We start from the raw sequence: 21,234 nt of genomic DNA, 5'->3' as shown, positions 1-21,234 counted from the left end.
TCCCCCTATCGCAGATCGTTATCCTCACTCCGGCAGGTTGACGGTCGCGCTGCCGATTTCATACGGGGAATAGACGCCTTCGTAGACAAGGTGCGCGGACATCCCGACGGCGGCGTGGTCGAGGTTGTGGCAGTGATCCATCCAGATGCCGGGATTGTCGGCCGCGAAAGCCACCTCGTACGTGTCCCCGGGTCCTACGTTCAGCGTATCGGCGATCCATGGACTGCCGGCGACGGCCTTGCCGTTGCGGCTGAGCACTTGGACATGGTGGCCGTGCAAATGCATCGGATGATCTTCGAAGCCGCGGTTCGCGAACGTCATTTTGACAAGATCGCCTTCGCGGACCGTGAACATCGGCGCATCCGGGAACACGCGGCCGTTGATCGTCTGCACGAACGTAAACCGCCCGTTGTAAAAGCCGAGCCGATTATCGAAGACAAGCTTGTAACTCCGGTCATACCGCGTATCGGGACCGAACTCCGTCTTTGCGGGCGTTCCGTAAGAAGCGGGATCAAAGACGGGGACTTTAACGGCGTCCGGCGGCATCCCCTCGTTCGACGGGCTGATCACGAGAACGTTGCCTTCTTGGGAGAACGGCCCGGTCTGCCGCGAAATGCCGACCGCCGCATCCGGCATCATGAACGTTACGTCGTATCTTCCTCCGGCCGCCAAATCCAGACGGGTATTCGTGAGTTCCGCGGGGTCATGAATGTCGGTGCCGTCGATAGCCGCCACTTGAAACGGAGTGCCCGTGACGTAAATCGGGGCCGGAAGGTTACCCGCATTCACGAATCTCAGCCGCACGAGCGATCCGGGATCCGCCGTTTTGCGCTGCAGCCGGTTCAGTCCGCCCAACGTCACGGACGTTCCGTTCTCCGTCTGCCAGTCATGCAAGACGACCGCCAGATCCGCCGATTTCCGCGGCGGCGCCGCGTCCGGCTCCACGACGAAGACGCCGTACAATCCCATCCGCACTTGCTTGGACGACTGCTGATGGGAATGGTACCAATACGTTCCCGCTTGATCGGCGATGAAGCGGTAGACGTGCTTCTGCCGCGGCATGACGGCATCTTGCGTCAAACCCGCGACCCCGTCTTCGGCGTTCGGAACGTCCACGCCGTGCCAATGGACGGTGACACCGGCGTCGACGTCTTCGTTAATCAAGGTGACCTCGACCAAATCTCCTTGCTTCACGCGCAATTCCGGTCCCGGCAGTTGTCCGTTGAAGGTCCACGCTTCTTTCCTCTCCCCCGAGGGCAGCGTAACCGTCGTTTTTTTCGCTTCCAAGGTAAAAGACCGATCCGGCTTCCCGGTCCGGGGTCCGGTCAACCCGGCGAAGCTGACCGACGGCGTGGTCGCGGCGGCGTCGATCGCGTGCCCGTGCGCGTGCTCATGGCCGGCCATGCTCATCCGATCCGGCACGCGGCTCGCCTGCGCTCCGAGCATGAACCATAAGGCGGCAGCGAGCACGACCGCCAGGACGACCCCGCCTTTCCGGGACAGCCGCAAGGCCCGATTCCCTTGCGGCGTTCCGGTCTCGTTGAAGCGGCGGTAACGGCTTTTCGCGCGAATCCATAACAGATAGACGGCCGCCGCGTATACTAACCACACCTCGAGGACCGTTCCGATTCGGAGCGGCCATTCGGCGATGAAGAGCTGCTGGAGCACCGACAGCAGCGAGCCGGTGAACCATGCCTGGACCGGCCATACCCAGCGCGGCGCGGCCGCCGCCAGCCGATCCTGGGATGCCGTCGGTTCCTTCGACTTTACGGCCGCTGCCGCCCGAATCGCCCTGGCCGCCGGAACCGAGAACCAGACGATCGCCGCGGCGGGGATCGCCAGCATCGGCAGCTGCATCGTCCATTTGTCTTCGGTAAACACTTCATCGGAAGCCGTCAGGACGACAACCGCCGTCAGTTTCACGACGAAAACCAGTCCACCGATTCCCATCCAAACGAGCGACGACCGCAGACGGGAATACGATTTTCCTTTCGTTGGCGCATGGTAGACTCGACTTGCGCATAGGGCGGCGATTCCCGAAACGACGGCCAATGCGATCGTCGACGCAAACTGAACGAATACCCAGATCATATACCCTTTCCTCCTCGTGGAATTCCGATCTCGCAACCGATCCTAACCATGCTAAATGAACGTAATTTGAACTAATTGGAATTAAATGTAAAAAAGGCGGACGGATCGTCCACCTTTTCGTTCGATCGGATATTCGATTTGTTGGGGAATTACACGGCCGGCAGAAAGACGGTGACAGCCGTCCCTTTTCCGACGGCGCTGTCGATCTCGACCGAGCCGCTGTGCAATTCGACGACGAGTTTCACGATCGCGAGACCAAGCCCGCTCCCCCCGGCTTCGCGGTTGCGTGATTTATCGGCCATGTAAAACCGTTCGAAGACGCGTTTGCGGTCTTCTTCGGCGATGCCGATTCCCGTATCCCGGAAGACGACTCCGATTCGGCCGATTCCAGGCTGAAGCTCGATCGTAATGTCGCCGCCCTCCGGCGTGAATTTAATGCTGTTGCCGAAAATATTCAGCCATACCTGGCTCAGCAGGTCTTCGTCCGCATGAACCGACGTTTTGGGCAGCTCGAGGCGAATATTCAAGCGTTTGGCCGCCCATTGCGGCTCCGAGGCCACGACGATGCGGCGCAGCTGCCGGTCAAGCCGAACGGTCGACGGGTGGAAGGGATAACGGCTCGAATCGATCGAGGCCAGCCTGAGCATGTTCTCGCTGAGCCGGGACAGCCGGATGCTTTCCTGGCGGATAATGTCCAGGCAACGCAGCTGCTCCGCTTCATCGAGGCCTTCTTTTTGCAGGATGGAGACAAAGCCCGAGATGGACGCCAGCGGGGTTTGGATTTCGTGGGACACGTTGGATACGAACTCCTGCCGCATTCTTTCGACCTGGCTGATCTCGCGGGCCATTTGCTGAAATTGCTCCGACAAGATGCCCAGTTCATCCTTGCTTTTCGTCTGGAGAACGATATTATAGTCGCCTTTGGCCACTTTCCGGGTCGCGGCCGTCAAGGCTTTCAAGGGTTTCACCACGACTCTCGTAAAAATAATGAACTTGAAGCTGCCGATGACGAGCGCAATGAGAATGAACGCGCCGATAACGGCGAGTACGAGATCGGTATCGGAGCTCTCCGGATGGATGACGAGCGCCAGCTGCCCATCCGCCGTTCGTAAAGGAAATCCTAAGTCCAAGCTCGTCGGCAAGGGCAGGACGGAGGTTCGCTTCGCGACTTCGGTTCCCTGCTGAATGCGGTGGATATCCTCGTCGGTAAGGTTAGGCTTCGTTGCTCGGCCATACGCGTAGCGCAAACCGTTCCGATCGTAGATCCATAGGGAAACGTTCTGTTTCTCGGACCATTGTTTCAGATAGGGGCCGCGCTCCGTCGGCGACAACCGGGCATACACATCCTCCAACAACCCGCTTCGAATCCCGTACTCGTTCTGAATGGATTGCGTGATGGGGTTGTTGAACAAATACACGGTAATCGGAACGGAGATCGCGAACCCGATCGTTAAAGCTAGGATAAAGATCAGTAAAATTTTCAAATTCAAGCTTTTAATCATCGCATTCCATCTCCAATCGGTAACCGAGACCGCGAACCGTAACGATGCGAAACAGATGGGCATAGGCGGCGAACCGCTCCCGCAGCCGCTTGACATGCACGTCGACCGTCCGCTCGTCCCCTTCGTGATCGAACCCCCACACCGCTTCGATTAGCTGCTCCCGCAGGAAGATCTGCCCGGGATAACTCGCGAGCTGATAGAGCAGCTCGAATTCCTTGAGCGGTAAATTCCAATTGTCGCTCCCGACCGAGACGGTTCCCCGCAGCCGGTCCAGCTTGAGACTGCCCAAGTCGACTCTCTTGTCGGCCGCGATCCGGTACCGGCGCAGCACCGCTTTGATTCGGACCACCAGCTCCTGCGGATCGAATGGCTTGACCAGGTAATCGTCGGCGCCCAAGCCGAATCCTTTCACCTTCTGGCTCGTCTCGTGCTTGGCCGTGATCATGATGATCGGCAGCTCGGGGTTGAGGAGCCTCAGCTCGCGGCACAAATCCCACCCGTCCATCACGGGCATCATGACGTCCAGCACGACCAAGTCCGCAGGCGATCTTTCCATTTCTTCCAGCGCCTCTTGACCGTTCACGGCTCCGTTAACCCGATATCCTTCGCGGCTTAATACGAATAAAATCATTTCCAGCATATTCGCGTCATCTTCAACGACAAGCACGTTCGTCATGGCTATCCCTCCGCCCGCAAAACCCTGCATTGCCATAAGAATCGATCAATTATTGGCTTATTTTCCAACCCTATTATACGTCGAATGGGGGTGCAAACGCTAAGCCGGAATTCGCGATTTCCGCTTTTCTCCCAGACCCGAATCTAATATAATGAAAGTACAATTTGAAGGCCATGCTGTCCTGACCTTGAAGAAGGCAGGCACAACCTCGGAGCGTTTCGCGCGGGGTTGTGCCTTTTTTGCTGCCCGCGGCGCCTCCGTTCATACCGGAAAGGGGATTCGATGCATGTTCGAAGAAGCGGTATACCATCGTCCGAAAAACAATTGGTCTTACGCGTACGATCGGGAGACGGTGCACGTCCGGATCCGCACGAAACGGGACGACGTCGAACGCGTGGCATTGATCCACGGCGACAAGTACGAATGGCATGACAAAGGGCACGCCGTAACGGAGATGCGCGTTTTCGCGCGCGACGGGCTGTTCGATTATTGGCAGGCGGCCGTCCGGCCGAAATACCGCAGGCTCAAATACGGATTCCGCCTGATATCCGCCGGAGAGTCCTGCTGGCTGAACGAACAGGGGTTCCACGCCGCGGAGCCCGCGAGCCCCAACCTGTATTTCGAATTTCCGTTCCTCAATCCGGCCGACGTATTCGAGCCGCCCTCCTGGGTGAAGGACGCCGTGTTCTATCAAATTTTTCCCGAGCGTTTCGCCAACGGCGACCCTTCCAACGATCCGGAGGGCACGCTGCCTTGGGGCGGGGAGCCGACGCCGGCGAACTTTTTCGGCGGAGACCTGCAGGGCGTCATCGACCATCTCGACCATCTCGAACGGCTCGGTGTGAACGCGATTTATTTCAACCCGCTGTTCGAAGCGGAGACCAATCACAAATACGATACGCGCGATTATCTGAAGGTCGACCCTCAATTCGGGACGAACGAAAAGTTGAAAGAGCTGGTCGCCGCCTGCCACGCGCGCGGGATCCGCGTGCTGCTCGACGCCGTGTTCAACCACAGCGGGCGGACGTTCGCGCCGTTCTTGGACGTATTGGAAAAGGGGGCGGCGTCCGCGTACGCGGATTGGTTCCATGTGAAGTCGTTTCCGCTCGAAGTGAGGGATGGCGTCCCGACCTACGACGCCTTCGCCTTCGAGCCTCACATGCCGAAGCTGAATACGGAAAACCCCGACGTTCAGGCGTATTTGCTCGAAGTCGCGCGGTACTGGATCGAGGAGATCGGCGTGGACGGCTGGCGGCTGGACGTGGCCAACGAGGTGGATCACCTGTTCTGGCGGAAATTCCGCGACGTCGTGAAAGCCGCGAAGCCGGACGCCTACATCCTGGGGGAAATCTGGCACGATTCGCTGCCCTGGCTGGGCGGCGACCAATTCGACGCGGTCATGAATTATCCGCTGACGGAAGCGATTCTCGATTACGCGGTACGGGGGACCCGCGACAGCCGACGGTTCGCCGATCTGGCCGGCTCCTTGCTGGCGGCTTACCCTCAGCAGGCGACGGAAGTTTCGTTCAACCTGCTGGGCAGCCATGACACCCCCCGGTTGCTGACCCTGAGCCAGGGGGATAAGCGCAAAGTGCGGCTGGCATCCGTGATCCAGTTCACGATGCCGGGCGCCCCTTGCATCTACTACGGCGACGAAATCGGCATGGACGGCGGGCAGGATCCGGGCTGCCGCAAATGCATGGAGTGGGACGAGACGAAGCAGGATCGGGAGCTGTTCGGCTTCTTCGCGGGGTTGACGCGGCTGCGGCGCTCCCATCGGGCGCTGCGGGACGGAAGCTTCGAATGGCTGAGCGCCGAGGAAGGCCGGACCGCCGCCGCTTACCTTCGGGAAGCCGACGGCGAACGTTTCGTCATCGCTTTGAACGCGGGCAAACGGAAGGTTTCGCTGGAGTTGGCGTTGCCGGACGGCGGGAAGCCGGCGGAGGCACGCACGATTTTCGGCGACGGAGCCGCCGTTCAGCTTCGCGGGCGCAAGCTTCACGTTACGATGCCGCCGCTGGGGTATGCGATCGTGCGGCTTGGTTAAGACGGCTTTCCTTGTCCTACGACGCCATATGATCAAAGTGCACTTCATATCCCTCGGTAATCAAGAAAATGGGTTTTTCCCTTAAAATAAGGTGCATTATGGCACCTGAAGAGCCGGAAAGCCGGAGTTCGCAACATCTCAAGTGCACCTTGGTACCTCATCCAGCTGAAGAAGGTCGCCCGAGCCAGCAGGCAGCGCGCGCCGCGCGCAATCGAAAACCCCGCAAGCCGGAAACATTTCCGGTTTGCGGGGTTTTTCGCGGCGATAAAGTCGCTGCTTACGGCATTAGCACGACGCTTGTATATGGAGGGAGTTCAAGCATTCCGCCCTTGAGCCTGGCCGACTCGTCCGTCGTAAACAGAACTTTCGCGAACGCGGTCGGCTCCGCTTTCGTCGCGGCGATCTCCACCGATTGCGGCTTGCCCGAAAGGTTGTGCAGGACCAGCCGTTTTTCCTCGCCGGAGCCGCGCGTGTAAGCCATGACGGACTTGTTCCCGACTTCGTATTCGCCGATCGCGTTGCCGCGGAGCGCCGCGTCCTTCTGCCTCCAGCCGATCAGCGCCCGATATCGGTTCAGCAAGGAATCGGCAGCCCCGTCCTCCGCTTCCACCGAAACCGAGCCGTCTCCGCGCCCGGTCGCCGGCTCCCACGTCGTTTCCTCCGGAGCGCCGGGGGCCCGCTTCCAGGGGAACGGCTCGCGGATCCGCTCGTCCGGCTTCGCGCCGGTCATGCCGAGTTCCTCGCCGTAATACACGAACGCGTTGCCGGGCATCGTGAGCAGCAGGGACGCCGCCATTTTCGCATGGTCCGCGTTGCCTTGCAGCGCCGTCATCACCCGCGTCTGGTCATGGTTGGACAGGAACGGCGCTTCCACGAACTTGCCGTCCGAATGTTTCCCGTAAAACTCATGGATCCGCGACAGCGTGAAGCCCACGTTCGAAGCGCTCTCGTTCCGGGCCGCCCCGATCAGGTTCGCCGCCAGGTCGAAGTTGAAAGCCGAATCCATCCCTTTCAGGAACGGTCCCACCCGGGCGGTGGAATCCCAGACTTCGCCGACGATGTAGACGTCCGGCTTGACCTTCTGCATCGCCTGGCGGAACTCCTGCCACCATGCGACGTTCCGGTTCAGCGTCTTCTGGTTTTTGTCGGTGTTCAAGTTCTCGTAAACGTGCTTGGCGGCGTCGATGCGGAAGCCGTCGATGCCCGACTCCAGCCAGAACTTGCCTGCGTCGATCACGGCCTGCCGAACGGCGGGCTCGTCGAAGTTCAAATCCGGCATCCCGTCCCAGAAGATCCCGAGGTAATGGCTGCCTTTCTTCAGGTGCCACGCCTCGGAAGCCCCTGCGGCGCTCGACCCCGAAGGCTCCCGGCCGGCGTCTTCCGCCCAGACGTACCAGTTCCGAAACGCGCTATCCTTGCCGGAAGCCGAATCGACGAACCAAGGATGCTGCGAACTGGTATGGTTGACGACCAGGTCCATGATCACCTTGATCCCGCGTTTGTGCGCTTCCGATACCAGCTTCTTCAGATCCTCCATCGTGCCGTAATCCGGATTCACGTTCTCGTAATCCGTGACGTCGTAGCCATGGTAGGAAGGCGACGGGTTGATCGGCATCAGCCAAATGCCGTCCACGCCGAGGTCGTTGCCGGTACCCGGCTTGCCGTCGTTCAGGTAATCCAGCTTGGCCGTGATGCCGTTCAGATCGCCGATGCCGTCTCCGTTGGAGTCGGCGAAGGAACGCACGAAGATTTCATAGTATACGTGCGACTCGGAAGAAGCTTGCCCATCCCCGCCGTTCGCCCCCGAACAGGACGCCAGCGCCCCGCCCAGCAGCGCCGCCGCCAAACCAGCGGCCGCCCGTCTCCGCCGCGACCGGCTCATCCTTTGCTCGCGCCCGCCGTCAAACCGTCGACGAGGAACCGCTGCGTGTACATGAACAGGGTCGTGATCGGAATGGCGACCAGCACGCAGCCCGCGGCGAACAACGTGAATTCCGTGCTGTTATAGGCGTCGATGATGTTCCAAAGCCCGACCGCCAGCGTCCATTTTTCCGGCGTCCGCAGGATCATCCGGGCGAAAATGAAGTCCACCCACGCGCCGGCGAACGTCGTCAGCGAAATATAGGTAATGATCGGACGCGACAGCGGCAGGATGATGTTCGTGAAAATCCGCATATGGCTGGCCCCGTCGATCCGGGCCGCCTCTTCCAGGCTGCGCGGGATCGTGTCGAAGAAGCCTTTGGCCACGAACATGCCCAGCGCCGCGCCGGCGGAATACACGATGATCAGCGCCCATTGGGTGTCGAGCAGATTCAGCGTGTTGAAGATGACGAACAACGCCATGATGCTGAGGAACCCGGGAAACATGCCGAGAATCAGCGTCACCGTCATGAGCGATTTACGGCCATTGAAGCGGAAACGGGAGAACGCGTACGCGGTCAGCAGCTGGATCAGCGTTCCCAGCACCATGCTTACCGTCGACACCTTGAGCGTGTTCAGGTACCAGGTAGCGTACGGAATGCTGCGGGTATCGCGGTCCCGGAACAAGTCCCGGTAATGGTCCAGCGTCCACTTGGTCGGTATGAAATGGTCGCTGAACAGCGAGTTCCCGACCCGGAAGGAGGACAGCACCGTCCACAGCGCCGGATACAGGCAAGCGCATCCGATCAGAACGAGCAGCGCGTAGCTGAGCACCAACCTGGGCTTCATTGGATCATGTCCTCCTCTCGGAACGACCTTGTTCTCCGGTACATCACGATGGCCAGCGTAGCGATGAACAGGAAGATCAGGATCGAAACGGCCGCCGCGATGTTGTATTGGTTGAAGTCGAGCGTCAGCTTATACAGCCAGGTCACGAGCAGGTCCGTCTCTCCCGCGTTGTTGTAAGCCATCGTCGCGGGATTCCCGCCGGTCAGCAGGAAAATGACGTTGAAGTTGTTGATGTTGCCCGCGAACTGCGTGATCAGGATCGGCGCGGTCGCGAACAGCACGTACGGCAGGGTGATGTTGCGGAACTTCATCCAGGGAGACGCCCCGTCCACGTCCGCGGCTTCGTACAGATCCTTCGGGATGTTCGTCAGAATCCCCATGACGAGCACCATCGACACCGGGATCCCGATCCACATGTTGACCACGATAACCGAAACTTTGGCCCAGATCGGATCGTTCAGCCAAGGCAGCCCCTCGAGCCCGAACGCGCGGAAATATTGGTTGATCGGTCCGAACTTCTCGTTGAGCATGTTCCGCATGATCAAGAGGGACACGAATTGCGGAATCGCGTACGGGATAATGAACAGCATTCTCCAGAAGCCTTTGAAGCGGACTCCTTGCTGGTTGATCAGCAAGGCGACCAGGATGCCGCCGAAATAGCAAGTGACGGTCGCGAGCACCGCCCAAATGAAAGTCCAGGTCATCACGCCGAAAAACGTGTTGCTCCAGACGTTCAGGTTGAACAGCTTGTGGAACGTGGCGAAGCCGACCCAGTCGACCAGGTTTTTCGGCGGAATATGATTGGGCGAAGCGTAGTTGGTGAAGGCGATCAGCGACGTGAACACGATCGGCATGATCGTGAAAAACACGACGCCGATGATCGGCAGCGCGAGCAGCATCCAGGGAAACACGGAGCTGTTCAGGCTTCTCGGGTCCTTCTCCAGCTCGCGTCTGCGGCCGACCGCCACGGCATCGCGGATATTCAGAATGTAGATAACGACGAAAAGCACCGCCACGAGCGCCGCCATGACGCCGTGGATCATCATGAAAATGGAATGGTCCCCGGGAACCATCTTGCTGATTTTCCCGACCTTCTCCAGGTGCTGCCCCTTCGTCCCAAGCGTGTAGAGGCCTTTCAAATATGGGGACAGCTTGGCCGCGATCAGGTAAATGCCCGCCGCATGGATCAGGACCAGCAGCAATCCTTTGGCGTATTGCCGGTTGTACCATTGTCCCAAGCCCGCGCATAACGCCGATAGCCAACCTGCCGCCGCTGCGTGTCGCTTCAAGCGGACCCGTCTCCTTCCTGAAACCGTTCACCCGCCGTCGGCCGGCGGGTGAAGGTTGGGATTGCCGTATCGAAATCGATTATTTGCTGCTGGCGATGGCGTCGGACATTTTCTTCGCCCACTCGTCCATCGTCTTCTGCGGATCCGTTTGGTCGTTCCAGAGGGAGCTGAGCGCCGCTTCGTGCGTGGACCAGAAAGCGTTCATTTCCGCGATTTTCGGCATCGGGGTGGAATTGTCGAACTGCTTCAGGAATACGCTCGCGAACGGATCGCTCGTCACTTTGTCGCTTGCCGCCACGTTCTTGTTGGACGGCAGGCTTCCGAACAGCTCGAAGTTTTTCTGCTGGAATTGTTCGGACGATACCAGCTCGGCGAACAGTTTCGCCGCGATCGGGTATTTCGTGTAGGCGTTGACCAGGAAACCTTTCACGCCGGAGAACGGCATCATCGGCTTGCCGTTCGGCAGCGTCGGGTATTCCGCTACGCCGACTTTGTCGCCCATGGCTTTGATGAACTCTTGCGTCTGCCAAGGTCCGCTGACGTTCATGGCCAGTTTGCCTTCGGTGAACAGGCTCGTTTTGATGTCGGCTTTGATGTCCGCGGCCTTGATCGGCAGGATGTCGTGCAGGCTCTCGAAGAATTTGGCCGCTTCCACGCCTTCCGGCTTGTTCAGGCCGATGTCGGAACCGTCGCTGCCGTCTTTGCCGAATACGTAAGCGCCGTATCCTCCGAAATAGCCCCAGCTCCAGTAACCGTTGCCGACTTCCCACATGTAGGCGTATTTTTTCGCATTCGCGTCATTGTACGTTTTCGCGAAATGGATGACTTCGTCCCACGTTTTCGGGGCCGCGCCGTTCGGCACGAGGTCTTTGTTGTAGAAGACCGCCGTCGTCTCGACCGACATCGGGTAGCCGTACAGCTGGCCGTCGATCGTCCAAGCGTCTACCGCTTTTTGCGAGTTGTTCGCTTTCGATTCTTCTTCGTGCAGGTCGTTCGGGAGAACGACGCCTGCCTGAACGGCGGAGCCAAGCCGGTCGTGCACGGCCAGGAACACATCGGCGCCTACGCCCGCGGGGCCGTCCGTGATGATTTTTTCGATCGATTTGTCCGGACCTACGTCCTGGTATTCGACATCGATGCCGTACTTCTCTTTGAATGCTTTAGCGGCTTCGTCGATCAGCGCTTTCTCGCTGGCGGAGTACCATACGACCAGCTTCGCGCCCTCTTCCGGCTTCACTTCGTCTTCGGACGCCGCCGCTGTGGATGCCGGCGCGCTCTCGCTGGGCGCGGCAGCGCTGGCGCTCGGGGAAGCGGAAGCTCCCTCGTCGGATTTGTTGGATCCGCATGCCGACATCACCGACGCGAGCGCGAATACCAAGGTCACCGTAAGCCATTTCGATCTTTTCATAAAACTTGAGTACCCCTCTCCGGTTCCATAATGGTGTTTCCTCTCTTCCTAAGCGCATACGGCAACCTCCGCTTTTCCAAAACGGCTTCCCGGGTGATGCAAACGTTTGTACCAATTTCGCGAAAAACCTCGAAATCGTCCCGTTTTCCCCCGAATCCGCCGTTTCGAATCTGGAACAAGCCAATTGAAAGCGCTTTTGGATACAGCCATATCATACGCCATTTCGCCAAATAGTAAAACGTTTGCACTAACCTAAATTGATCATAAATCCCCCCTATATCACGCGAAATCTCTTCGTTTCTCGATTTTTCTAATGAATGATGAAGTTGTGGCGGTGTGCAACGTGTGGCACAATCAGGGAAACGTATGCGTTTACTTCCCATGCGGCTTGCGTTACGATGGCGATATCAATTGACAAAAAAAGGACGAATCCGCAGCATGCCGATCACCATTAAAGATGTGGCCAAAAAAGCGGGGGTCTCCCCCTCCACCGTGTCCCGCGTCTTATCGAACCACCCGAGGATCAGCAAGGAAACGGCCCGGAAGGTCAAGACCATCATGGAAGAACTCGGCTATCATCAGAACGTCATGGCCCGCAGTCTCGTATCCAACAAGACGTACACGCTCGGCATGGTGCTGCCGCGGCCGGCGGAAGAACTGTTCCAGAACCATTTTTTCGCCGAGAACATCCGCGGGATCACGACGCAAGCTTCCCGCAACGGTTACGATCTGCTCATGACCGCCGGGCATTCCGAAGCGGAAGAATTGACCGCGGTCACCCGCCTTGTAAAGGGAAGGCGCGTGGACGGCATCATCCTGCTGCAATCCCGGCGCAACGATCCGATCATCGCCTTCCTCCGGAACGAAGGTTTTCCGTTCGTCCTGATCGGCCATTCCGAAGAGGAGATATTGTGCGTCGACAATGACAACGTACAGGCGGCATTCGACGCGACCCAGCATTTGATCGCGCAAGGACACGAGCGCATCGGCTTCGTGAGCGGCCCTCCCCATTTGACGGTGTCGATCGACCGGCTGGAAGGATACCGCAAAGCGATGAACGGCCACTGGCTGCCGATGCAGCCGGAATGGATCGTGGAAGGCGAATTCCTGCAGGAAAGCGGCTATCGCGCGATGTCTTATCTGATGAACCTGCCTGAACGGCCAACCGCCCTCGTCGTCATCGACGACATCGTCACGTTCGGCATTTTGCGCGGTCTGAATGAGCTCGGTTACCGCGTGCCCGATGATCTCAGCCTTGTCAGCTTCAACAACATCGCGCTGGCCGAGCTTTCATCTCCGCCGCTCAGCAGCGTCGACATCGGCATTTACCAACTCGGTTACATGGCCTCCCAGCAGTTGATTCGGGCCATCCAGGACGATCATCCCCTGCCGCTCAGGACGATCGTGCCGCACCGGTTGATCGTTCGGGAATCTTCCCTTAATCTAAAACGCAATTGGAGCTGACAACATGAAACCAGACTTGGTCAACAAGCCTTACTTGGTCGACGCCGTGATCGGCAACTCCCGTTTTCTCGCATCCGTGCTGGACACGGGACGAATCGTCCGCTTCTGGTGGCCGCACGTCGATTACCCCCAGCATGCGGACCGGATCCGAAGCGGTCTGCGATTGGCCGGCGGTGACGGGCGCGCCACTTGGTTCGACGGCGCCGAGGACGGGTGGCGCCATGAATCTTCCTACGTGCCGGGAACGAATATATTCGCCGCGCGCGCGGAGTCCCCTCGCGTGCCGATCCGCGCGGAATGGGAACTGTACGCGGTTCCCGGCGAAGACGCGCTCGTATTCGATTACCGGTTTACGAACACGGGAACCGAGCCGGCGTCCTTTCAGTTCGTTTTTTATTCTTCGATCAAGGCCGCGGAAATGTCGACCTACCAAACGACCGAATTCCGACCGGCCGACGACGCCCTCGTCCATTTCCACCGGGATTATTTTTTTTCGGTCTCGAGTGCAAACGTATGCACTGCTTACCAATCCGGATACGCGTGGGAGCAGGCGAACGCCGGCGGCTTAAACGGATCCGACATCAACATGGCGCCTGACGGCGCGATGGAGTGGGCTTTCGAAGACGTGGCGCCCGGCGGTGCGGCGCGTTTGACCGTCTACCTGGCGGCGGGCCGGAGCCTGGAAGATTCGCTGGCCGCGTTGCGGAAAGCCAAATCGGCGGGCCCGGATACGCTCCGGGAACGCACGGCGGGCTATTGGAAGGCTTTCGTGGATTCGGCCGCTCCGTGCCCGTCCGACCGGGCCGACCTGCGCGAACTATACGAGCGTTCGCTGCTGGCGATCAAGCTGATGGCCGACGAGTTGACCGGCAGCATCATCGCCGCGCCGGAATTCGACGAATTCTACACCCGCTGCGGCGGGTACGGCTACTGCTGGGGGCGGGACGCCGCTTTCATCACGACGGCCCTGGACAAAGCGGGACTTCACGGGTTGTCCACCCGGTTCTACGAGTGGACGCTGACCGCTCAAGATGAAGACGGGGCCTGGCAGCAGCGCCACTACCACGACGGGCGGCTTGCGCCTTCCTGGGGGCTGCAGATCGACGAAGGCGCCTCCATCCTTTGGGGCATGCTCCAGCATTACCGGGCGCTTCCGGACGCGGGAGGGAAAGAGCGTTTTCTTCGCGCGGCGTGGCCGGCCGTCCGCAAAGGCGCGGATTATTTGACGCGCGAAATCGACGCCTCGAACGGGCTTCCGAACGCCAGCCGGGATTTATGGGAGGAACGGTTCGGCCAGCACACGTATTCTTCCGCAGCGGTCTACGCCGGATTGAAGGCGGCGACCGAGATGGCCGCGCTTGCGGGCGAACCTTCACTCGGCGAAGGTTGGAACCGCGCGGCGGATCGCATCGGGGAAACCGTGCGGACGCTCTGCTGGAACGAAGAGAACGGCGTCTACTACCGGGGCCTTCAGCTCGCCGTAGATAGGGACAGTTACGAACGGGCGAGGGCCGAAGGCAAGGAAGCGTCGGAGACCAGGGACGCCAAAGGGTACCCGCGTTTCCGGCTTGCCTTCGATCCGGTCGTGGACGTCAGCCTGCTCGGCGTATCCGTTCCGTTCGGGGTCGTCCCGCCCGATCATCCGCAAGCTTGGCGCACGGCGGACGCGGTCGAACGCGCGCTTACCGTTCCCGGCGTCGGCGGCATCAAGCGGTACGAGGACGATCCCTACATCGGCGGCAATCCATGGATTCTTACGACGCTATGGCTCGCCCAGTTCCGGGCGTTGGCTGGACAGCCGGAAGAAGCCGAGAAACTGGTCGATTGGGCGGCGAACCACCGCACCAAGACCGGCCTGCTGCCCGAACAGGTCGACAAGGCGAGCGGCGGCACCGCCTGGGTCGTTCCGCTCACTTGGTCGCACGCGATGTTCATTCTTGCCGTCCACCTGACGGCGGAAGCGCGCTCCGCGCCGACCGGCCGCCCGCGCGCGGCGAATGCCTGAAGTCTCCATCCAACGGCCCGCGCCACGCGCGGGCTTCTTTCCGATTCAGGGGGACTTGGGACGCGCCCCGCGCCCTTTCCACGTACCGGGAATTGCTTTATACTATCGGAAGAACAAAAACTTATCCGAGCGATAAGGTATGAATAAACGGGGATCCCCCGGCGAAAGGCGGTTGCATATGAGCCAGTATCATCCTCTAACGGTGGAGGAAGCGATCGAAATCGCCAAATCCGTGCCGAACGTCCTGCAAGCGGACAAGCCGGTCGAATGCCGGGAAATCGGCGACGGCAACCTGAACCTCGTGTTCCACGTCAAGCAGCCGGCGACGGGAGCCAGCCTCATTCTCAAGCAGGCGCTGCCCTACGCCAAGGTGGTCGGGGAGTCCTGGCCGCTCACGCTGGACCGTTCCCGGATCGAAAGCGAAGCGCTGATCCTCGAGGGGAAGCTGGCGCCGGGCTTGACGCCGACGGTCTACCGGTACGACGCCGATCTGGCGCTGACCGTCATGGAGGACCTGAGCGACCACGTCATCATGCGCAAAGGGCTGATCGAAGGCGGCGTTTATCCGAAATTCGCGGAGCACATTTCCGAGTTTCTGGCCCGCACGCTGTTCTTCACTTCCGACCTGGGCATGAACCAGCAGGAAAAGAAGAACCTCGTGAAATCCTTCATCAATCCGGAGCTGTGCAAAATCACCGAAGACCTCATTTTCGACGATCCGTACACGAACTCCCCGAACAACAGCTTCGACGCGCATTTGCAGGCGGACGCCGAAGCGCTGTGGAACGACGGGGAACTTCATTTGGAGGTCGCGCTGCTCCGCGAGAAGTTCCTGACGCACGCGCAGGCGCTGCTTCACGGGGATTTGCATACCGGAAGCATCTTCATTACCCCGGAATCGACGAAAGTCATCGACCCCGAATTCGCCTACTTCGGCCCGATGGGCTTCGATATCGGCGCGGTGATCGGCAACCTGCTGCTGAACTATTCCGCGCAAATCCATTGGTCCCAGGACGAATCGGCGCGCCGGCTGCGTCGGAAGTATTTGCTGGACACCGTCCGTGACGTCTTGACTTCGTTCGACCGCAAATTCCGCGAGCTGTGGGAGGCTCACGGCGTGGATCGCTTGGCGCGCACTCCCGGCTACCGAGACGACTACATGCGGCGGCTGCTTCAAGACACGTTCGGCTTCGCGGGCTGCAAAATGGTCCGCAGAATCGTGGGCTTGGCCCACGTGGCCGACATCGACACGATCCCGGATGCGCAAGTGCGCCATGTCGCGCAGAGAACGGCGCTGGCCATCGGCACGGGACTCATCAAGACAAACCGCCGGGCCGCCGGCATCGGCGAACTGATCGAGATCGCGGAATCCGCAGCGGCTCAAGGCTAAGGAAGGACAGGTGCAAGGCAACATGAACGAAACGCAGCCGCAGCAGCACGAAGTGCTGCAGCCCGTGATTTGGTCGGACGGAGCGGTGAAGCTGCTGGATCAAAGGCAGCTTCCCGAGCATATCGTCTACCTGACCCTGAACTCGCCGCAGGAGGTGTGGGAGGCGATCCGCGAATTGAAGGTTCGGGGAGCGCCCGCGATCGGCATCGCCGCCGCCTATGGCATCGTGCTCGGCATCCAGCATTTCGAGGGGAGCGCCGAGGAACTCGCGGAAGAGGTCCGGCGGCACGCCGAGTATCTGGCCACGTCCCGCCCCACCGCGGTGAACCTGTTCTGGGCGCTGGACCGGATGAAAGCGCTGGCCGCTTCGTTGGCCGAAGCGGGCAGGACCACGGACGAAGCCGCCGCCGCATTGCTGGCGGAAGCCCGCCGCATCCAGGCCGAAGACGAAGAAACGAATCGCCGGATCGGGGAACACGCGCTGAGCCTGTTCCAGGACGGCATGGGCGTGCTGACCCATTGCAACGCGGGCGGGCTGGCCACGTCCAAGTACGGGACCGCCCTTGCCCCCTTCTACCTGGCGCTCGAGAAAGGCATGCGGCTGAAAGTGTATGCGGACGAAACCCGTCCCGTGCTCCAGGGCGCGCGGTTGACGGCTTTCGAACTGCACCGCGCGGGAGTCGACGTCACCTTGATCACCGACAACATGGCCGGCCACGTCATGTCGAAGGGCTGGGTGCAAGCCGTCATCGTCGGAACGGACCGGGTCGCCGCCAACGGAGACGTCGCCAACAAAATCGGCACGTACAGCGTCGCCGTGCTGGCGAAAGCCCACGGGATCCCGTTCTACGTGGCTTGTCCGCTTTCCACCATCGACCTGTCGACGCCTTCCGGCGCCGACATTCCGATCGAGGAACGCCACCCGGACGAAGTGACCGCCGGCTTCGGCAAACGCACCGCCCCGCAAGGCGTCGCCGTCTATAACCCGGCGTTCGACGTAACGCCGCACGAGCTGGTCACGGCGATCGTCACGGAGAAAGGGATCGTCCGGGCTCCTTACGGCGAAAATCTTCGCCGGTTGTTCCAACCGGGCTGAGCCGGGAATCGAAACGGTTACGTGCCAGAAGCGGCAGCGGCCATTCTCCGCACCGCTTCTTCGCCTTTCATGCCCGCGTGGATGCCGATTTTTTCGGCCGATTCGGTCACCGATTCGAGCGGAGCCTCCAGCAGCTGCTCTAACGTACGCACGCCGACCGCCCGTCCTGCGACGATTTGGCGGTCCCGCAGCTGCGTGTTGAGCAGCCCGACGTCAAGCGCGCCGCACATGATATAGCCGCCGCCTGCCGTAACGGCAAGCAAAGTCGTCTTGGGAAGCTGGACTTCGACGCCAACCGCCGTCCACTCACCCAAGCGGATCGGTTCGATTCGCACCATCTTTACCACCTCCGGAGCGACACGTTGTGGACTTTAACAAGATATGCGCCGGGGGACTGCGTAATTTGGACGAATATCCTGGATTTCCTATTTTTCCAGCCCAAAAATCATGATATAGTAGGCATGAAGACACGGGAAATATGAACTATCGGAAGGAGCAAGACCGCATGACACGCGATAAATCCGAACGCCTCCCGCGCTCCTTCTTGTTTCAGGTCGACATTCTGATTCAAGCCGATTCGAACGGAGAGGCTTTGGAACGGTTGCTCCACGTCCTGAACGAAGGACATTTCGCCGACTATCGGATCGGTTCCGGGATACAGCTCGGACAAGCCATCGAGGAAGCCCTCCAAGCGAACAAGAAAAAAACGGAAGCCGCGCCCGCCGAAGCGGTGCCGGAGACGGACGCGTTGAAAGCCAAACACGCCTCGTCCCCGTCCAAACCCGGAACGACCGCGGCGCCCGCCGCGAAGACGCAAGCGGCATTGACTCCGTCCGGCGCACTGGATGACCGAATCCGGCAGTATATCGAAAGCAACAAGCTGATCCGGCTGAACGTCAACAAAGGAAGAGGCATCAAGCTCAGCATCCCTTGCCGGATCGTCGGCTATGACGCAGCCGTCCAAATGCTGACCGTGTACCATGTCGACGAGAAGCAGGTACACACCTTCAAGCTGAACGAGATCGACGATTTCCTTGATTGAAATGAAAGGCTAAAGAAGCCTCCGCCCGCATCGATCGCGGGCGGAGGCTTCTCCTATGTATGGACGGTCCTACTCTTCCGAACTCGCGGCCGCCGCTTCCGAAATCGAAGGCAGCGCGTAACGGTTCAACTTCTCCCCGAGCAGCCGGCAAGCCTCATGAGGCGGCAAAGGCGGACTTCCGAAAAATCCTTGCATCTCGTCGCAGCGGTGCCTGCGAAGAAACAGCATCTGCTCCTCGGTCTCCACGCCTTCCGCGATCACCTGAAGCTGCAGATTATGCGCCATGGCGATAATCGCCGCCACGATCGCGGCATCGCCGGGATCCTGCTGGATGTCCCGTACGAAAGACCGGTCGATCTTCAGCCGTCCGATCGGCAGCCGCTTCAAGTAATGGAACGAGCTGTAGCCCGTTCCGAAATCGTCGATGCTCACCTGAACCCCGAGTTCCATCAGTTCGCTCAGGCACTGGGAGGCTCGCTCGACGTCCATCGTCATGCTTTCGGTGATCTCGAGCTCCAAATACTGCGGTTCCAGCCCCGTCTGGGCGAGCACCTCCGTCACTTTGGCCGTCAGATCCCTCCGCAAAAACTGGCGCATCGACAAGTTGACGGAGACCGGGATTTTCGGCAAGCCTTCATCCTGCCATCGCTTGTTTTGCCGACAAGCCTCCTCCAGCACCCAATCGCCGAGCGGCACGATCAGCCCGCTCTCTTCCGCGGCCGGAATGAACGCCCCCGGGCTGATGAATCCGCGCTCGGGATGATTCCAGCGGATCAGCGCCTCCATGCCGACGATCTGTCCGCTGGCCAAATCGTACTGAGGCTGATAGTAAAGCTGGAATTCGCGCTGCGACAGCGCCTGGCGCATCTCATGCTGGAAGGTCAGCTTATGCATGGCGGCCGGGTCCATCTCTTCCTGGTGAAGCTGGTAATCGTTACGTCCGTTTTCCTTGGCCCTCTGCAGCGCCGTATCGGCTTTGCGGAGCAGCGCTCCGGCATCGTCTCCGGGCGTGCACACCGCCACGCCGATGCTCGCGGATAAATGGATCGGAACCCCGTTCAACTCGAACGGTTCCTCCAGCAGCTTCATCAAGGGCTCCACCCTGCCGAGCGCTTCTTCCGGTTCCGCCACTTCCCCCAGGTAACCCGCGAATTCGTCTCCTTCCATCCGGGCCAGATCGCCATGGAGGTTCAGTCTTCTGCTGAGGCGTTCCGCCACCTGAAGCAGCAGCATATCCCCGAAGTCGCGCCCGAAAGACGTGTTGACCAGCTTGAACCCGTCGAGGTCCAAATAGCAAATGGCGGGATTCAGCGAACCTCCGGCGAACTTTCCGATTTTCTCGTTCAGATGGTTCAAGAAATGGCGGCGGTTCGGCAAACCGGTCATGTCGTCGTAATACGCCATGTAATGGTTGCGTTCCAACGCCCGCTTGCGCTCGCTGATATCCTGGATGAACACGAGGATCGCTACGGTTTTGCCCCGCCGGATCAGCGGAGAAGTCGCGATGTTGAGGTCGATCGCGTGCCCGGCTTTGCTCCGGATCCGGATATCGCGGGAGCCCTTTTCCCCGTTCAGCGTCTTGCGGAAAACGTCCAGCGTACCGTCGCGCGAATCCTCATGCAGCAATCCTACGAAAGGCTGGCCCGCCATCTCTTCCTTGGAATAGCCGAACAGCTCGTCCGAGTTTTGGCGGTTGATGTCCAAAAAACGTCCTTGCCGGTCGATTACCGCGAATGCGATCGGACTATTATTGTACAGCGAATCGAGCAGCTCCGACTGGTAAGAAGGCGCTGCCGTTTGCCGCGGGCCGCGTCTTCTCGACCAAGCCCAGCCTCCGTACGCGGCTCCCGCGCAGAGAGCCGCCGAGGCGGTCCAAAGCGCCCAAACCTCCAAAGCGGACCATTCGTTCAAAAGGCGGACGTCCTTCCTCCCGCTCGGGAAATTTTATTCGCTTTACAGCCATTATATCGAAAACGGTTTCAATTGGTAAATAAAAATCCATATTTCGGCAGGTTCCGCTGTTCACGATTTTTTCGCGGCCAGCGCCAGGCAAATCCAACCGGCCAAAAAAGCGACGCCGCCGATCGGCGTAATGGCTCCCAAGACGTCGATTCCGCCGAGGGCGAGCGCGTACAGGCTGCCCGAAAACAGAACGATGCCGGCCAGCAGCAGGCGGCAAGCCCAGACGGCGAGTTTTCGGGAGATCAGCTTGTCCGCCAGCGCGGCGACGAGCAGAATGCCGGCAGCGTGGAACATTTGGTACTGGACGCCGGTGTGGTAGATATCCATTTCATGCTCGGTAATCCGGCCTTCCAGGATATGGGCGCCGAACGCGCCGATGGCGACGGCGAGAAAGGCGAAGACGGCTCCGATTTTCACGTAGGCGGTCATGATCAGTCACGCTCCTCATGCAGGATAATAGTCACGCTCCTCTCAGCATAGTGCATCTTGTCGCCGTCTTCAACGCCGCTAAACTTCAAGCGCTTCCAATTCCCGGCAGGATTCGGGAAGGTCC

At 59.8% G+C, this 21,234-nt stretch carries 16 protein-coding genes; 6 read left to right on the top strand and 10 right to left on the bottom strand.

Features of this window, described 5'->3' with window-relative positions; translation table 11 throughout:
• Positions 1–24: 24 nt before the first annotated feature.
• From PTZ19_RS20900 to PTZ19_RS20890, 3 genes are all read right to left on the bottom strand, one after another.
• The gene (locus tag PTZ19_RS20900) at positions 25–2,091 is read right to left on the bottom strand and encodes a multicopper oxidase family protein (protein WP_276357499.1); all 2,067 of its coding nucleotides are present in this window, start codon (positions 2,089–2,091) and stop codon (positions 25–27) included.
• Between the two features lie 149 nt (positions 2,092–2,240).
• The gene (locus tag PTZ19_RS20895) at positions 2,241–3,593 is read right to left on the bottom strand and encodes a sensor histidine kinase (protein WP_276357495.1); all 1,353 of its coding nucleotides are present in this window, start codon (positions 3,591–3,593) and stop codon (positions 2,241–2,243) included.
• Positions 3,586–4,269 (bottom strand): response regulator transcription factor, encoded by a 684-nt coding sequence (locus tag PTZ19_RS20890; protein ID WP_276357492.1) that lies wholly within the window; start codon positions 4,267–4,269, stop codon positions 3,586–3,588. Before PTZ19_RS20890 ends, PTZ19_RS20895 begins: the two co-directional genes overlap by 8 nt.
• A gap of 286 nt (positions 4,270–4,555) precedes the next feature.
• On the opposite strand from PTZ19_RS20890, the gene PTZ19_RS20885 reads away from it, so the two are divergent.
• Positions 4,556–6,316, top strand: a complete 1,761-nt coding sequence (locus PTZ19_RS20885) for an alpha-glycosidase (RefSeq protein ID WP_276357490.1) — start codon at positions 4,556–4,558, stop codon at positions 6,314–6,316.
• Positions 6,317–6,593: 277 nt separating this feature from the next.
• On the opposite strand, the gene PTZ19_RS20880 is transcribed toward PTZ19_RS20885, so the two are convergent.
• The 4 genes from PTZ19_RS20880 to PTZ19_RS20865 form a co-directional block, all read right to left on the bottom strand.
• Positions 6,594–8,198, bottom strand: a complete 1,605-nt coding sequence (locus PTZ19_RS20880) for an alpha-amylase family glycosyl hydrolase (RefSeq protein WP_276357487.1) — start codon at positions 8,196–8,198, stop codon at positions 6,594–6,596.
• Complete coding sequence (locus tag PTZ19_RS20875; protein WP_276357485.1) at positions 8,195–9,025, bottom strand: sugar ABC transporter permease; 831 nt, start codon at positions 9,023–9,025, stop codon at positions 8,195–8,197. Before PTZ19_RS20875 ends, PTZ19_RS20880 begins: the two co-directional genes overlap by 4 nt.
• On the bottom strand, positions 9,022–10,314 hold the full coding sequence (locus PTZ19_RS20870; protein WP_276357483.1) for a carbohydrate ABC transporter permease: 1,293 nt from the start codon (positions 10,312–10,314) through the stop codon (positions 9,022–9,024). Before PTZ19_RS20870 ends, PTZ19_RS20875 begins: the two co-directional genes overlap by 4 nt.
• Positions 10,315–10,393: 79 nt before the next feature.
• Positions 10,394–11,722: a sugar ABC transporter substrate-binding protein gene (locus tag PTZ19_RS20865; RefSeq protein WP_276357479.1), complete on the bottom strand. Its 1,329-nt coding sequence runs from the start codon at positions 11,720–11,722 to the stop codon at positions 10,394–10,396.
• 438 nt (positions 11,723–12,160) lie between these two features.
• Here PTZ19_RS20865 and PTZ19_RS20860 point away from each other — a divergent pair, with 438 nt between their 5' ends.
• From PTZ19_RS20860 to mtnA, 4 genes are all read left to right on the top strand, one after another.
• Positions 12,161–13,186: a LacI family DNA-binding transcriptional regulator gene (locus tag PTZ19_RS20860; RefSeq protein WP_276357476.1), complete on the top strand. Its 1,026-nt coding sequence runs from the start codon at positions 12,161–12,163 to the stop codon at positions 13,184–13,186.
• 4 nt (positions 13,187–13,190) lie between these two features.
• Complete coding sequence (locus PTZ19_RS20855) at positions 13,191–15,191, top strand: glycoside hydrolase family 15 protein (protein ID WP_276357473.1); 2,001 nt, start codon at positions 13,191–13,193, stop codon at positions 15,189–15,191.
• Between the two features lie 178 nt (positions 15,192–15,369).
• Complete coding sequence (mtnK, locus tag PTZ19_RS20850) at positions 15,370–16,581, top strand: S-methyl-5-thioribose kinase (protein WP_276357470.1); 1,212 nt, start codon at positions 15,370–15,372, stop codon at positions 16,579–16,581.
• 22 nt (positions 16,582–16,603) lie between these two features.
• The gene (mtnA, locus tag PTZ19_RS20845) at positions 16,604–17,677 is read left to right on the top strand and encodes an S-methyl-5-thioribose-1-phosphate isomerase (protein ID WP_276357467.1); all 1,074 of its coding nucleotides are present in this window, start codon (positions 16,604–16,606) and stop codon (positions 17,675–17,677) included.
• 17 nt (positions 17,678–17,694) lie between these two features.
• Here mtnA and PTZ19_RS20840 read toward each other — a convergent pair whose 3' ends face one another.
• The gene (locus PTZ19_RS20840; protein ID WP_276357464.1) at positions 17,695–18,015 is read right to left on the bottom strand and encodes a YunC family protein; all 321 of its coding nucleotides are present in this window, start codon (positions 18,013–18,015) and stop codon (positions 17,695–17,697) included.
• A gap of 167 nt (positions 18,016–18,182) precedes the next feature.
• Between PTZ19_RS20840 and PTZ19_RS20835 the strand changes: the two genes are divergently transcribed.
• Positions 18,183–18,719, top strand: coding sequence for a hypothetical protein (locus tag PTZ19_RS20835; protein ID WP_276357461.1), 537 nt, complete (start codon positions 18,183–18,185; stop codon positions 18,717–18,719).
• 69 nt (positions 18,720–18,788) lie between these two features.
• Here the strand turns inward: PTZ19_RS20835 and PTZ19_RS20830 are convergent, their stop codons facing one another.
• Together PTZ19_RS20830 and PTZ19_RS20825 are read right to left on the bottom strand one after the other, a co-directional pair.
• On the bottom strand, positions 18,789–20,630 hold the full coding sequence (locus PTZ19_RS20830; protein WP_276357460.1) for a putative bifunctional diguanylate cyclase/phosphodiesterase: 1,842 nt from the start codon (positions 20,628–20,630) through the stop codon (positions 18,789–18,791).
• Positions 20,631–20,741: 111 nt separating this feature from the next.
• Positions 20,742–21,110, bottom strand: a complete 369-nt coding sequence (locus tag PTZ19_RS20825) for a DUF423 domain-containing protein (protein ID WP_276357459.1) — start codon at positions 21,108–21,110, stop codon at positions 20,742–20,744.
• Positions 21,111–21,234: the final 124 nt, after the last annotated feature.

Origin of the sequence: Cohnella caldifontis (genome assembly GCF_029360585.1) — a bacterium.
GTDB classification, from domain to species: Bacteria; Bacillota; Bacilli; order Paenibacillales; family Paenibacillaceae; genus Cohnella; species Cohnella caldifontis.
This window is presented reverse-complemented; position numbering and strand designations above follow the sequence as displayed.

Coding starts and splice junctions, on each gene's coding strand:
- PTZ19_RS20900 (WP_276357499.1), bottom strand. CDS start 2,091: ATGATCTGGGTATTCGTTCAGTTTGCGTCGACGATCGCATTGGCCGTC.
- PTZ19_RS20895 (WP_276357495.1), bottom strand. CDS start 3,593: ATGATTAAAAGCTTGAATTTGAAAATTTTACTGATCTTTATCCTAGCT.
- PTZ19_RS20890 (WP_276357492.1), bottom strand. CDS start 4,269: ATGACGAACGTGCTTGTCGTTGAAGATGACGCGAATATGCTGGAAATG.
- PTZ19_RS20885 (WP_276357490.1), top strand. CDS start 4,556: ATGTTCGAAGAAGCGGTATACCATCGTCCGAAAAACAATTGGTCTTAC.
- PTZ19_RS20880 (WP_276357487.1), bottom strand. CDS start 8,198: ATGAGCCGGTCGCGGCGGAGACGGGCGGCCGCTGGTTTGGCGGCGGCG.
- PTZ19_RS20875 (WP_276357485.1), bottom strand. CDS start 9,025: ATGAAGCCCAGGTTGGTGCTCAGCTACGCGCTGCTCGTTCTGATCGGA.
- PTZ19_RS20865 (WP_276357479.1), bottom strand. CDS start 11,722: ATGAAAAGATCGAAATGGCTTACGGTGACCTTGGTATTCGCGCTCGCG.
- PTZ19_RS20860 (WP_276357476.1), top strand. CDS start 12,161: ATGCCGATCACCATTAAAGATGTGGCCAAAAAAGCGGGGGTCTCCCCC.
- PTZ19_RS20855 (WP_276357473.1), top strand. CDS start 13,191: ATGAAACCAGACTTGGTCAACAAGCCTTACTTGGTCGACGCCGTGATC.
- mtnK (WP_276357470.1), top strand. CDS start 15,370: ATGAGCCAGTATCATCCTCTAACGGTGGAGGAAGCGATCGAAATCGCC.
- mtnA (WP_276357467.1), top strand. CDS start 16,604: ATGAACGAAACGCAGCCGCAGCAGCACGAAGTGCTGCAGCCCGTGATT.
- PTZ19_RS20840 (WP_276357464.1), bottom strand. CDS start 18,015: ATGGTGCGAATCGAACCGATCCGCTTGGGTGAGTGGACGGCGGTTGGC.
- PTZ19_RS20835 (WP_276357461.1), top strand. CDS start 18,183: ATGACACGCGATAAATCCGAACGCCTCCCGCGCTCCTTCTTGTTTCAG.
- PTZ19_RS20825 (WP_276357459.1), bottom strand. CDS start 21,110: ATGACCGCCTACGTGAAAATCGGAGCCGTCTTCGCCTTTCTCGCCGTC.